General features: G+C 69.8%; 9 protein-coding genes. 6 read left to right on the top strand and 3 right to left on the bottom strand.

The window, feature by feature from the left end; genetic code table 11:
- Positions 1 to 28 precede the first annotated feature (28 nt).
- The 6 genes from JCR33_RS16915 to JCR33_RS16940 all read left to right on the top strand — a co-directional run bounded on the left by JCR33_RS16915 (position 29) and on the right by JCR33_RS16940 (position 7,915).
- The gene (locus tag JCR33_RS16915) at positions 29 to 1,741 is read left to right on the top strand and encodes a type I secretion system permease/ATPase (protein WP_198883297.1); all 1,713 of its coding nucleotides are present in this window, start codon (positions 29 to 31) and stop codon (positions 1,739 to 1,741) included.
- Positions 1,738 to 3,051 (top strand): HlyD family type I secretion periplasmic adaptor subunit, encoded by a 1,314-nt coding sequence (locus tag JCR33_RS16920; protein ID WP_198883298.1) that lies wholly within the window; start codon positions 1,738 to 1,740, stop codon positions 3,049 to 3,051. The genes JCR33_RS16915 and JCR33_RS16920 overlap by 4 nt, the downstream gene beginning before the upstream one ends.
- A gap of 78 nt (positions 3,052 to 3,129) precedes the next feature.
- Positions 3,130 to 4,848, top strand: coding sequence for a TolC family outer membrane protein (locus JCR33_RS16925; protein WP_198883299.1), 1,719 nt, complete (start codon positions 3,130 to 3,132; stop codon positions 4,846 to 4,848).
- Between the two features lie 93 nt (positions 4,849 to 4,941).
- Positions 4,942 to 6,198 (top strand): amidohydrolase family protein, encoded by a 1,257-nt coding sequence (locus JCR33_RS16930; RefSeq protein ID WP_198883300.1) that lies wholly within the window; start codon positions 4,942 to 4,944, stop codon positions 6,196 to 6,198.
- Positions 6,199 to 6,208: 10 nt separating this feature from the next.
- Positions 6,209 to 7,099: a carboxylating nicotinate-nucleotide diphosphorylase gene (nadC, locus tag JCR33_RS16935; protein ID WP_198883301.1), complete on the top strand. Its 891-nt coding sequence runs from the start codon at positions 6,209 to 6,211 to the stop codon at positions 7,097 to 7,099.
- A gap of 153 nt (positions 7,100 to 7,252) precedes the next feature.
- Positions 7,253 to 7,915, top strand: a complete 663-nt coding sequence (locus JCR33_RS16940; RefSeq protein WP_198883302.1) for a pyrimidine 5'-nucleotidase — start codon at positions 7,253 to 7,255, stop codon at positions 7,913 to 7,915.
- A 51-nt stretch (positions 7,916 to 7,966) separates the two neighbouring features.
- Here JCR33_RS16940 and JCR33_RS16945 read toward each other — a convergent pair whose 3' ends face one another.
- The 3 genes from JCR33_RS16945 to JCR33_RS16955 are packed head-to-tail and all read right to left on the bottom strand — an operon-like array spanning position 7,967 to position 12,375.
- On the bottom strand, positions 7,967 to 9,454 hold the full coding sequence (locus JCR33_RS16945) for a Ppx/GppA phosphatase family protein (RefSeq protein ID WP_198883303.1): 1,488 nt from the start codon (positions 9,452 to 9,454) through the stop codon (positions 7,967 to 7,969).
- A 53-nt stretch (positions 9,455 to 9,507) separates the two neighbouring features.
- A complete protein-coding gene (locus JCR33_RS16950) occupies positions 9,508 to 11,682 on the bottom strand; it encodes an RNA degradosome polyphosphate kinase (RefSeq protein ID WP_198883304.1) in 2,175 nt (724 codons plus the stop codon).
- A gap of 33 nt (positions 11,683 to 11,715) precedes the next feature.
- Positions 11,716 to 12,375 (bottom strand): P-loop NTPase family protein, encoded by a 660-nt coding sequence (locus JCR33_RS16955; RefSeq protein ID WP_198883305.1) that lies wholly within the window; start codon positions 12,373 to 12,375, stop codon positions 11,716 to 11,718.
- Between the last annotated feature and the right edge of the window lies 1 nt (position 12,376).

Here is a 12,376-nt window from a genome sequence, read left to right on the forward strand (position 1 = left end):
CAAGTCTCTCGACGGAGCAACGCGACTTTTGGCCACCAAAACCGTCACAGCCCGCATTCTGCGAACGGCTCGCACCGCGCTGATCGGCATCGGCGTGTTTTCGTTCGTCATCAACCTGTTGATGCTGACCGGGCCGATCTACATGCTGCAGATCTACGATCGCGTGCTGGCGTCGGGATCGATCCCGACGCTCATCACGCTGTCGATGATCGTCATCGTGCTCTACGCCTTCATGGCCGCGCTCGACCTCATCCGCCAGCGCATCCTCATCCGCATCGGCCACACGTTCGACGACGAGATCGGCGCCACCGCCTTCGCCTCCTACGTCGATGCGCCGATGAAGCTCGGCACCCTCGCCGCCCACGCCCAGCCGATTCGCGACGTGGACCAGCTGCGCCAGTTCTTCTCCTCCACCGGCATCACCGCCCTCTTCGACATGCCGTGGATGCCGCTCTACCTCGCCGTCGTCTACATGGTGCACCCGGCGCTCGGCCTGCTCGCAACGGTGGGTGGGGTGTTTCTCATCGTCATCGCCATTCTCACCGATCGGATGGCGCGCCAGGCGGTGGCCCAGTCGAGCGAGACCTCGACCAAGCGCAGCCTCTTCGCCGATTCGGCCCGCCGCAACGCGGAGGTCGTGCGCGGCATGGGGATGCTCGGCGGCATCGGCTACGTGTTCGCCGACCTCAACCGCAGCTTCCTGCGCGCCAACGCCCGCTCGGCCGAGATCGTCTCCACCTCCACCGTGCTCACCAAGGTGTTCCGCCTGTTCCTCCAGTCGGCGATCCTCGGTCTCGGCGCCTTCCTCGCGGTGGAGCAGCTCATCACCCCCGGCTCGATGATCGCGGCCTCGATCATCATGAGCCGCGCGCTGCAGCCGATCGAGGCGGCCGTCGGCAACTGGCGGCAGTTTCTCGGGTCGCGCCAGTCCTATCGCCGCCTCAACGCCACGCTGGAGGCGACCGACGACAGCGAGCGGATGGAGCTGCCCGTTCCCCACGCCACGGTGGCGGTCGATCACATCGCGGTGCTCCCCCCCGGCGGCCGCACCCCGATCCTCCACGACGTCAGCTTCTCCCTCAAGTCGGGCGAGGCGCTCGGCGTCATCGGCCGCTCGGGCTCGGGCAAGTCCACCCTCGCCCGCGCCCTCGTCGGTGTGTGGCCCACCGCCCGCGGCACCGTCACGCTCGACGGCGCGCCCATCGGCCAATATCCCGCCGGCGCGCTCGGCCGCCACCTCGGCTACCTGCCGCAGGACGTCGAATTGTTCGAAGGCACCGTCGCCGACAACATCGCCCGCTTCGATCCCGACTTCGCCCCCGAGACGGTAGTGGCAGCAGCCCGCGCCGCCGGCGTGCACGACCTCGTCCTCTCCTTGCCGGAGGGCTACAACACCGTCCTCGGCGAGAGCGGCGCGACGCTCTCCGGCGGCCAGCGCCAGCGCATCGGCCTCGCCCGCGCCCTCTACGGCGACCCCTTCCTGGTGGTGCTCGACGAGCCGAGCTCCAACCTCGATTCGGAAGGCGAGGCGGCGCTCACCGCAGCCGTCGACGCGGTGAAGGCGCGCGGCGGCATCGCCGTCATCGTCGCCCACCGCCCCTCCACCGTGCGCAGCGTCGACAAGCTCCTGATGATGGGCGACGGTCGCATGCTCGACTACGGCCCGCGCGACGAGATCCTCGCCAAGGTCACCCGCCGCCGCACCGACGTGCGGATGGTGCCCACCGAGGCCGCGGAATGACCGCGCCCAACGATCCGCCGATCTTCGCCATCTCCATGCGGCGCTACGTGACGATCGGCTTCCTCACCACCTTCGTGCTCGTCGTGGGGTTCGGCGGCTGGGCGGCGGTCGCCCGCATCGCCGGGGCGGTGGTCGCCTCCGGGGTGCTCGTGGTTGGCTCCAGCGTGAAGGACGTGCAGCACCGCGAGGGGGGCATCGTCGCGGCGATCCACGTGGAGAACGGCGACCGGGTTCACGCCGGCGACGTGCTCGTGGAGCTCGACGACACCCAGCCCCGTGCCGGCCGCAACCTCGTCGCCGCCCAGCTCGAGGCGCTGCAGGCGCGCGTGGATCGCCTGGCCGCCGAGCGCGACGGCAAGGACGCGGTGGCGTTCCGCCCCGCCCTCCTGGAGCACGCGGAGGATCCCGCGATCACCGAGCTCCTCGCCGGCCAGAGAGCCGTGTTCGCCGCCCGCCGCGCCACCCTTTCCGGCGAGACCGAGCAGCTCGACGAGCAGATCAACCAGCTCCAGGAGCAGATCGGCGGCCTCGAGGCGCAGCAGACCGCCAAGCGCCAGGAGATCGAGCTGGTGCGGGCCGAGCTCGGCGACCTCAACGCCCTCCTCGCACGCGACCTGGTGCCGCGCTCGCGCGTCACCGCCCGCGAGCGCGAGGCTGTGCGGCTCGACGGCGAGGACGGCGAGCTCACCGCCCGGATCGCCTCCGCCCGCGGCCACGTCGCCGAGATCCGCATGCAGATCCTGCAGGTGGAGAAGGAGTTTCAGCGCAAGGTGCTCGACGAGATCACCGAGCTGCAGACCGAGATCGCCACCCTCACCGAGCGCACCGTGGCCGCCGACGACGAGCTCTCCCGCGTCGCCGTCCGCGCTCCGGTCGACGGTCTCGTCCACGAGCTCGCCGTCACCACCGTGGGCGGCGTGGTCGCGCCCGGCGCGACGCTCATGAAGATCGTGCCCCAGACCGACGATCTCGTCGTCGAGGCGCACGTCTCGCCGATCAACGTCGACGAGATCGCCCCCGGCCAGATCGCCGAGGTGATGATGACGGGCCTCCCCTCCCGCGTCACGCCGCGCCTCAACGGCACCGTGACGCGCGTGTCGCCCGACCGCATCGTCGACGAGCGGCGCGGCCTCGACTACTTCACCGTCGACGTGAGCCTCTCGAAGACGGAGCGCGCCCGCCTCGGCGACGTGGCACTGATGCCGGGAATGCCCGCCAGCGTGTTCATCCGCACCCGCGAGCGCACCGTGCTCGACTACCTGGTCGAGCCGCTGATGAACGCGGCCGATCTCGCCCTCACCGAGAGCTGAGACTGTGGGCAACGGCCCGGGCTTAACGCCTCATTAACCACGAAAATTTACCAAAAAGGCGTTCCAAGGGGCGTCTTTATGCGTGGCATCATCCTGTGCCTGGTCGCCGGTCTGCTCGGCGCGTGCGCGCGCCAGGGCGCGGTGCCGGCCACCTACGGCAACGCGCCGACCAACGCGGTGGACCTTGCCAGCGCCGACGGACTATTCTTCCTGCAGAGCCCGCAGACGGGCTTCCTCGAGGCGGCGCCGAACATGCAGGTGACCGCCTTCTCCCCCTCGCCCGAAACGCGTCGGATACGCCGGCCGCAGCGCGCAGCGGCGCCGGAGATCGGCGACGGCCGCGTCGTCGTCTCCTCCCAGCGCGGCGACGTCGTGGTGCGGCAGGAGCCGATGCCGGAGATCACCGTTCGCCCGATGCCCGCCGCGCCGGCCGCCCCCGTGGCGCGCATCGCGCGACCCCCGGCCCCCGCAGCGCCCGAGGCCGGCAGCATCACCGACGCGTTCGGCGCCGCCTACGACACCAGCCCCGCCATCAACCGCGTGCGGGCGGACCTGCGCGCCGCCGACGAGGAGATCGCCGTCGCCAAGGCCGGCAACCGGCCGACGGTCACCGCCAGCGTGTCCGGCGGCCTCGCCCACACCCGCGAGTTCAACACGCCGACGGGCTACGGCACCTCCGCGACGCTCTCCGAAGAGCAGACCCCGGCAACCCTGTCGCTCAACATCTCCCAGCCCCTCTTCCGCGGCTTCCGCACGCGCAACGCCACCCTCCAGGCGGAGGCCAACGTGCGGGCGGAGCGTGAGCGGCTGCGCGCCACCGAGCAGGATGTGTTGCTTCAGACCGCCCTCGCCTATCTCGACGTGCGACGCTATCGCGCCGGCGTCGCGCTGCGCCGCAAGGATCTCGCCTTCCTTGAGGAGCAGGTGTCCGCCGCGAGTGCCCGGCAGCGCTTCGGCGAAGGCACCCGGACCGACATCGACCAGGCCGAATCGCGCCTTGCCGAGGCGCGGGCCTCGCTCGCCTCGGAGGAAGCCTCGCTCGGCAACGCGGAGGCGCGCTTCATGGAGGTCACCGGCCTCTCCCCCGGCGCCGCCGCGTCGGACATCGACGTGGCGAGCCTGGTGCCGCCGAGCCTCGGCGAGGCACTGCGCCGTGGCGAGGCCGCAAGCCCCGACATCAGCCGCGCCCTCCACGAAGCCGACGAGGCCGGCTATCAGGTGAAGGCGCTCCAGGGTGAAGCGCTCCCCTCGGTCTCGCTCAACGGCCGCCTGCAGACCGACATCGACTCCTCCGATTCGGACCGCGACGAGGCCGCCGAGCTGCGCCTCAGGGTGGACATCCCGATCTATCAGGGCGGCCGCGTATCGGCCCAGGTGCGCCGCGCCAAGGAGCTCCATGGCGGCGCCCGCATCGCGGTGGATCTCGCCCGCAACTCGGTGCGCGCCGACCTCGCGAGCGCCTGGTCCACCTACACCGCCTCGCTGATCGCGATCCGCGCCGCCGACGCCTCGGTGGCCTCGGCCCGCCGCGCCGTCTCCGGCGTGCTCGAGGAGCTGAGCGTCGGCCAGCGCACGACGCTCGACGTGCTCGACACCCAGCGCGACCTCGTGGCCGCCGAGATCACCCGTCTCACCGCCAGACGCCAGCGGGACGGCGCCGCCTTCGAAATCCTGCGGGCGATGGGAGAGCTCGACATCGGCCTCCTCGGCCTCAACGTGCGCCCCTATAATCCGCAGGAGCACTACGCGGCCAGCAAGGACCGCTGGGCCGGCATGCGCACCCCGGACGGACGCTGAGCCGGCCGACTGGACCCATGCTCCCGCTCACCGCTGGCCCTCGTGCCATGGTGCCAGAGGCGTTTTAGTCTCCCCAAGCAAGGTGGGAGACCTATGACGACTGTAATCCACGGTGGCACCCTCATCGACGGCAGCGGCGCCGACCCGATCGCCCGAGGTGTCGTCGTCATCGAGAACGGCGTGATCACCGCGGCCGGCCCCGAGAGCGCCGTGACGGTCCCGAGCGGCGCCGAAAGGCTCGACGCTTCCGGCCGCACCGTGCTGCCGGGCTTCATCGACACCCATGTCCACGGCACCTACCGCGCCCGCGACATGCGCCAGCACCTCCTCAACACCCCCACCTACAACGTCTTGAAGTCCACCGAGGTGCTGCGCGAGACCCTCGCCTGCGGCATCACCATGGCGCGCGACATGGGCGGCGCCGACGCCGGCTTCCGCGAGGCGATCGCCGAGGGTGTCATCGACGGGCCGCGGCTCCAGGTCTCGCTCGGGATGATCTCCCAGACGGGCGGTCACGGCGACTATTGGGTGCCCGCCGGCATGCGCATCCAGAAGCGTGCGTGGCTCCCCAACACCGTGTGCGACGGCGTCGACGAGATGCGCCGCATGGTGCGCGAATTCCTGATGCGCGGCGCCGACTTCATCAAGATCTGCGCCACCGGCGGCATCACCTCGATCACCGATTCCTGGGACGAGCCGCAGTTCACCATCGAGGAGATCAAGACCGCGGTGTCGGAGGCCACCACCAAGCACAAGGGCGTCGCGGTCCACGCCGAGGGTCTCGCCGGCATCAAGAACGCCGTCGCCTCGGGCATCCACTCGCTGGAGCATGGCTGGTTCATCGACGAGGAGTCCATCGACCAGCTCCTGAAGCACGACACCTGGTGGGTGCCGACCCTCGCCCTCGTTCCCCTCTCGGTGGAGCACCGCAAGAAGAACACGGCCTGGGCGAGCCATCAGATGGGCCAGGAGGACGTGAAGGACGCGCAGATCCTGTCCCTGATGGAAAATCAGATCCCCATCTGGAAAGAGGCGGTGAAGCGCGGCGTGAAGATCGCCATGGGCACCGACCAGTCGCACCGCCTGCTCGTCGGCGAGAACATGAAGGAGCTGCGCTTCATGATCGACTGGCTCGGCATGTCGGAAATGGAGGTGATCGTCGCCTCCACGACCAAGGCCGCCGAGTGCATGGGCCGGTCCGACGTCGGCGCCCTGAAGGCGGGCTGTCTCGCCGATGTGCTCGTGGTCGACGGCAACCCCTTGGACGACATCACCATCCTCGAAGAGCGCGAGCGGCTGCATCTCGTCATGAAGGACGGCCGCGCCTTCACCAACCGCCTGTCGGCGTGAGGAGACACCCATGCTGCTGAACCGCTTCATGATCCGGCCCCTGATCGAGCAGGGCCTGCGCGAGGAGATCTCCTCCGGCGACACCACCGGCGGCTTCCTCGTCGGTGACGACCCGGTGCAGACCGCCAACATCTACGCGAAGGGCAAGGGCATCGTCTGCGGCATGCTGTTCGCCGACGAGACCATCCGCCAGATCGAGCCGGAGGCGGAGATCGAATATTGCGTCCAGGACGGCGACGTGGTGGAGCCCGGCACCGTCCTCATGCGCATCAAGGCGCGCGCCTCGACCTTCTTCATCATCGAGCGCTCCGGCCTCGACTGGCTGCAGCAGCTCTCCGGCATCGCCACCAAGACGCGCCGCTACGCCGATCTCGTGAAGCACACGGGCGTGCGCATCACCGACACCCGCAAGGGCTGGCCGGGCCTCAGGATGGTGCAGAAATACGCCGTGCGCGTGGGCGGCGGGCACAACCACATCTTCAACCTCGCCAACTGCGTCCTCGTGAAGGACAACCACATCAAGATCGCCGGCTCGATCACCGAGGCGGTGAAGGTCCTGCGCGCCTCGGCCCAGCACACCTTCAAGTTCGAGGTGGAGTGCGAGAGCCTCGAGATGGTGGAGGAAGCCCTCGCCGCGGGCGTCGAGATCATCATGTTCGACAACATGGACCTCGACGAGATGAAGGTGGCGCTGAAGCTCGTGAACGGGCGCGCCCTCTGCGAAGCCTCCGGCGGCATCAACGAGACCACCATCGTGCCCATTGCCGAGATCGGCGTCGACATTATCTCGATTGGTGATCTCACCCACACGGTGAAAGCTCTCGACATCAGCCTCGATGTGAAGGACATCAAGCCGAGCGCCCATCGCACCATCGGCCGGCTGAAGGCGGTCGGGGGCTGACGCTCCCGCTGCGGTTGCGCCCGCTGTCCCGTCCCTGAGGCCGAGGCGTCTCGGCTCGGGTCTTCGGGCGCTTCCGGCCGGCTCGCGCCCTCCCCCCGCACCCGGGCGCGGCCGGCCGGCACTTCCCCAGCGGCGCCATCGGAAAGGCCCGCCATGACGCTACCCGCCTCGATCGACACCTTCGTGTTCGATCTCGACGACACCCTCTATCGCCGCTCCTCTCGCCTCCACGAGGCGATGATCGACCGCGTAGTGATGTTCATCCAGGAGATCGCCGGCGACGAGACCACCGCCCGCGCCCTCCACAAGACCTACTACGAGCGCTACGGCGCCTCGCTCGTGGGGTTGATGAAGCACCACGACGTCGATCCGCTCGACTTCATCGGCTTCGTGCACGAGGTGGACCTCTCCCCCATCGGGCGCGGCGAGGGGCTCGCCGACGCGCTGGAGCGGGTGCCCGGTCGACGGCTGATCTTCACCAACGGCTCGCGCCGCCACGCCGAGCGTGTGCTCGCCCACCTCGGCATCGCCCACCTCTTCGAGGCGGTGTGCGACATCGAGGCGTGCGATTTCGTCGGCAAGCCGAGCCCCGCGGCGTTCCAGACGCTGATGCGCGACCACGCCGTGGACCCGCACCGGGCGGTGATGTTCGACGACCGCCTGCCCAACCTCCTCACCGCCCATCAGATCGGCATGCACACCGTGCTGATCGACGAGCACGGCACGTCCGAGCCCGCCGACCACGTGCACGCCACCGCCGCGGAAATCGCCGAGTTCCTGTCCCTCGTCTTCGGCGAGCCGGAGCCGTCTCGATAGAGCGTCCTGCGCTCCATCTCGCCGGCAGCACACGCCTCGCCCGTGTGCGCTCTAGGCTCCGCCGCTGCGGATCTCGGCCTGGGCGTTGACGAGGCGGGCAAGCTGGCGCATGCGGCGAAGCGGGCGCTCGCCCTCGAGCCCGGCAAGGTCCTCCGGCAGCCACAAGACGATCGTGTCGTCGTCGCGCAGAAGGCGGATGCGCGGCAGCACGCCCGGCGTTCCCGGCGCCAGCACGTAGGCGACGCGGCAGACGGCGGCGAGGACCTTCGCCCGCTGCTCCATGCGCGGCGAGCACAGCCCCTCCACCGCCGGCTTGGCGCGGGGATCGGCGATCCCGCCATAGCGGTCGTGGAGCACCCGCGCGATGTAGCTGCGGCCGGGATGGTCGACGCCGTAGAGCGCCGCGTTGGAGACGATCGCCAGCGCCTGGTCGCCGCGATAGTCCGGGTGGGCGCGCCAGCCGATGTCGGAGAGGAGACACGCGGCGACGCGCAGACGCTCCTCCTCCTCGGTCTCCCTGAGGCCGAGGGTGCGGAAGGCCGCGCCCGCCCACTCGATGAGCTCCGTCGCGTGCTGCGGCGAGCGGGCCCTCAGGAGGGCGAGCTCCTCGGTGGCGAGAAGCAGCGGATCGCGCCGCCGCTCCGCCGCATCGAGACCGCTGTAGATGAGCCCTTCACGCACGCCGAGGGCGGAGGCCACCACCTGGTCGGGCTTGCCGATCTCCACGATCGCCTTCAGCACCGCCGCCCCCCAGGGCACCAGACTGCGGCGCCCCTTGGAGATCACCCGATCCTCGTCGAGACCCTCGACCCCCTCGGAAAGGATGCGCTCGCAGAAGGCCGCCATCTCCGCGCCCGGCACCGAATAGTGGTGCATCACCGACAAGGGGTAGTTGGTGACCGCCATGTGGAGGCGCACCAGCGAGCGCCAGGTGCCGCCCACGGCATAGAAGGTGCGGCCAGCAAGCAGCGGCAGCTGCCGCGAGCCCGACAGCATGTCGGTGACGATCTCGCAGCCGCGCCGCAACGCGTTGCCCGCGTCGTTCTTGAGGCGCAGGGTGCCGAGAGGAAAGCTGTCGCCCGGACCGAGGCCGCCGTCGCCGACGTCGATCAGCTCCAGCGACCCGCCGCCGAGATCGCCCACCACCCCATCCGGGCTCCAGAAGCCGCAGAGCACGCCGTTGGCGGCCATCTCGGCTTCCTCGCGTCCGTCGAGCACCCGCACCTTCTGCCGCGCGATGCGCTCGATGTCGGCGATGAAGTCGGCCCCGTTGGTCGCGACGCGGGCAGCGGCGGTGGCGAGGATCGTCACCTGCCGCACGTCGGCATCGCGGATCAGCAGCATGAAGCGGCGCAGCGCCGCGAGCGCCCGCCCCATCGCCTCGTCGGAGAGGCGGCCGTTCTCGGCGAGCCCCTCGCCGAGGGCGGCGAGCACCTTCTCGTTGAAGAGGACCGTCGGCGCCCGCGAGGCCCGCTCGTAGATCACGAGACGGACCGAGTTGGAGCCGACGTCGATCACCGCGACAGCGCCCGATCCCATGCGCGGACCCTGCGCGGTTGCCGCGGCGATCGCGGCGGTATTCGACGAACCCGTCACGGGCGACGCGGTTTGAACATCTTCGGCGACGACAACTCGAGCGCCCGACCGCGGCCGGACAGCGACGGGTTGGTCATGAAGTATTTGTGCGCGTTCACGGCTTCCTCGCCATCCTGCACCCTGATCCTTTCGTGGCCGCCGTCGGACGTCACCCGCCAGCTCTGCTCGTTGTCGCGCAACGATGCCACCATGATCTGGTCCAAAATCTGTTCGTGGACAGTGTCGTTGTCGATGGGAACGATGGTTTCGACGCGCCGGTCGAGGTTGCGCGGCATCAGATCGGCGGAGCCGATGTAGACCACCGCATCGCGCGAGGGCAGCGCCGAGCCGTTGCCGAAGCAGAAGATGCGGCTGTGCTCCAGGAAGCGGCCGACGATGGACTTCACCCGAATGTTATCGGAAAGGCCCGGCACGCCCGGCCGCAGACAGCAGATGCCACGCACCACGAGGTCGATCTCGACGCCGGCGGCGGAGGCGTCGTAGAGCGCGTCGATCACCTTCGCGTCGACGAGCGAGTTCATCTTCATCCAGATCGCGCCGGGGCGGCCCGCCTTCACGTGCGCGACCTCCGCGGCGATGTGGTCGAGGATGCGCGGGCGCAGCGTGATCGGCGACACGGCGAGGCGCGACAGCTCCGCGGGCTCGGCATAGCCCGTCACGAAGTTGAAGACGCGGGCGACGTCCTGCGCGATCACCGGGTCGGCGGTGAAGAAGGAGAGGTCGGTGTAGATCTTCGCGGTGACCGGGTGGTAGTTGCCCGTGCCGATGTGCACGTAGGTGGCGAGCCGGCCCCCCTCCCGCCGCACCACCATCGACAGCTTGGCGTGCGTCTTCAGCTCCAGGAAGCCGAACACCACCTGCACCCCCGCCCGCTCCAGGTCGCGGGCCCAGCGGATGTTCGCCTCCTCGTCGAAGCGCGCCTTGATCTCGATGAGCGCGGTGACCGACTTGCCGGCCTCCGCCGCGGCGATGAGGGCGGCGACGATGGGGCTGTCGTTGGAGGTGCGGTAGAGCGTCTGCTTGATCGCGAGCACGTCCGGGTCGCGCGCGGCCTGGGCGATGAACTGGACCACCACGTCGAACGATTCGTAGGGATGGTGGATCACCATGTCCTTGGCGCGGATCGCGGCGAAGCAGTCGCCCCCCTGCTCGCGCACACGCTCCGGAAAGCGGGGCGTGTAGGGCTGGAACTTGAGGTCCGGCCGATCGAGCGAGACGAGCTGGGAGAGGTCCTTCAGCGCCAGGAGCCCGTCCATCAGCATGATGGCGCTCTGGTCGACGCCGAGCGCGGAGGCGACGAAGTCCCTGAGGTCCTCCGGCATCGAGGCCTCCACTTCGAGCCGCACCACGCTGCCGCGCCGACGCCGCTTCAGCGCGCTCTCGAAGGTGCGCACCAGGTCTTCCGCCTCTTCCTCGATTTCGAGGTCGCTGTCACGGATGACGCGGAAGGAGCCGGTGGCGAGGATCTCGTGCGCGGGAAAGAGCCAGTGGAGGTTGAGGCGGATGGCGCTGCCGAGGCCGATGAAGCGGGCCGTGCTGCCCTCGCTCTCGAGGCGGATGAAGCGCTCCACCTGGGCCGGGATGCGCACCAGCGCCGTGCGCTTCTCCCCGTCCGGCGCCTTGAGGTGGAGCGCCAGCGAAAAGCCCAGATTGGGGATGAAGGGAAAGGGGTGGGCCGGATCGATGGCGAGCGGCGTCAGCACCGGGAAGATGTGGTTGAGGAAGGTCTCCTCCAGCGCGTCGAGCTCGCCCTCGGTCAGCTCGTCGCGCTCGGCGATCTCGAGGCCGGCCTTGGCGAGCTCGCCGCGAAGCTCGGCGAGCTGGCGCTGCTGCTGGCGCTGCAGCTCGGCCACCGCCGCGTTGATCTTGACGAGCTGCTCGGACGGGGTGAGCCCGTCGTCGCTCATCGCATCGACACCCGCCCGCTGCTGGGCGATCAGCCCGGCGACGCGCACCATCAGGAACTCGTCGAGATTGTTCGCCGAGATCGACAGAAAGCGCAGCCGCTCCAACAGCGGGTGGCTGGCGTTGTCCGCCTCCTCCAGCACCCGCTCGTTGAACGACAGCCACGACAGCTCGCGGTTGGTGAACCGCCGCGGGCTGTGCCGCAGATCCTGAATAGGTTCCTTCGGAGGCGCCTCGGGCGCCTCCATACCTGCCGAGTCCGCCATTGCCGCCCCCCGAAGTGTCAGCCCTCGGCGGGGCTATGGCACAATGTCGTCCGAGGGTGAACCGCTCTCGCGCAACACTCGCGCCGCAAGTGGCCGCGTCGGCGCCCGCCGCTCGGCAAGGCCCCTGCGGTCGATCTCCTCCACCACGGCGCGGGCGGCGTGCAACGTCCGCTCCATCCGCATCAGGAGATAGTTGACCACCGCGGGGTCCACCGGAAGCTGCCGCTCCATGAACGTCTCCATGATGACGCGGCGCATCAGCGCATCGTCCGGCGCGTCGAGCATCACTTCCGGCACGGCCCGCAGGCGGGAGGCGAGGTCGGGCAACCTCACCCCGGCGCGAGAGCCGGTGAGGAGGAGCGTGGTGCCGGCCGCCCGCACGGCGTTGATGAGGTGGAACAGCGCGCGCTCGTCGGCGGCCTCCATGTCGTCCACCGCGACGGCGGTGCGGGCGAGCTCGACGGCGTCGGCCGCGGCAAGCTCGGCACCCTCGACGAGGCGCCCGCCGACCCGCTCGGCGAACACGGCGGCGAGGTGCGACTTGCCGGAGCCGCTCGGCCCGCCGACCATCGCGACGGGATGCGGCCATCGCGGCCAATCGTCGAGCACGCGGTAGGCGTCCTCGTTCGACGGCGTGATCACGGTCGCGGGCGGTGTCGTCACCGGGGCAAGGTCGAGGGCGAGCTGGATCATG

The organism is Acuticoccus mangrovi (assembly GCF_016411865.1).
In the GTDB taxonomy this organism is placed as follows: domain Bacteria; phylum Pseudomonadota; class Alphaproteobacteria; order Rhizobiales; family Amorphaceae; genus Acuticoccus; species Acuticoccus mangrovi.

What these genes read in the sequence shown, in the direction of transcription:
- JCR33_RS16930 (WP_198883300.1), top strand. Translation starts at nt 4,942, where the DNA reads ATGACGACTGTAATCCACGGTGGCACCCTCATCGACGGCAGCGGCGCC.
- JCR33_RS16945 (WP_198883303.1), bottom strand. Translation starts at nt 9,454, where the DNA reads ATGGGATCGGGCGCTGTCGCGGTGATCGACGTCGGCTCCAACTCGGTC.
- nadC (WP_198883301.1), top strand. Translation starts at nt 6,209, where the DNA reads ATGCTGCTGAACCGCTTCATGATCCGGCCCCTGATCGAGCAGGGCCTG.
- JCR33_RS16920 (WP_198883298.1), top strand. Translation starts at nt 1,738, where the DNA reads ATGACCGCGCCCAACGATCCGCCGATCTTCGCCATCTCCATGCGGCGC.
- JCR33_RS16955 (WP_198883305.1), bottom strand. Translation starts at nt 12,375, where the DNA reads ATGATCCAGCTCGCCCTCGACCTTGCCCCGGTGACGACACCGCCCGCG.
- JCR33_RS16950 (WP_198883304.1), bottom strand. Translation starts at nt 11,682, where the DNA reads ATGGCGGACTCGGCAGGTATGGAGGCGCCCGAGGCGCCTCCGAAGGAA.
- JCR33_RS16940 (WP_198883302.1), top strand. Translation starts at nt 7,253, where the DNA reads ATGACGCTACCCGCCTCGATCGACACCTTCGTGTTCGATCTCGACGAC.
- JCR33_RS16925 (WP_198883299.1), top strand. Translation starts at nt 3,130, where the DNA reads ATGCGTGGCATCATCCTGTGCCTGGTCGCCGGTCTGCTCGGCGCGTGC.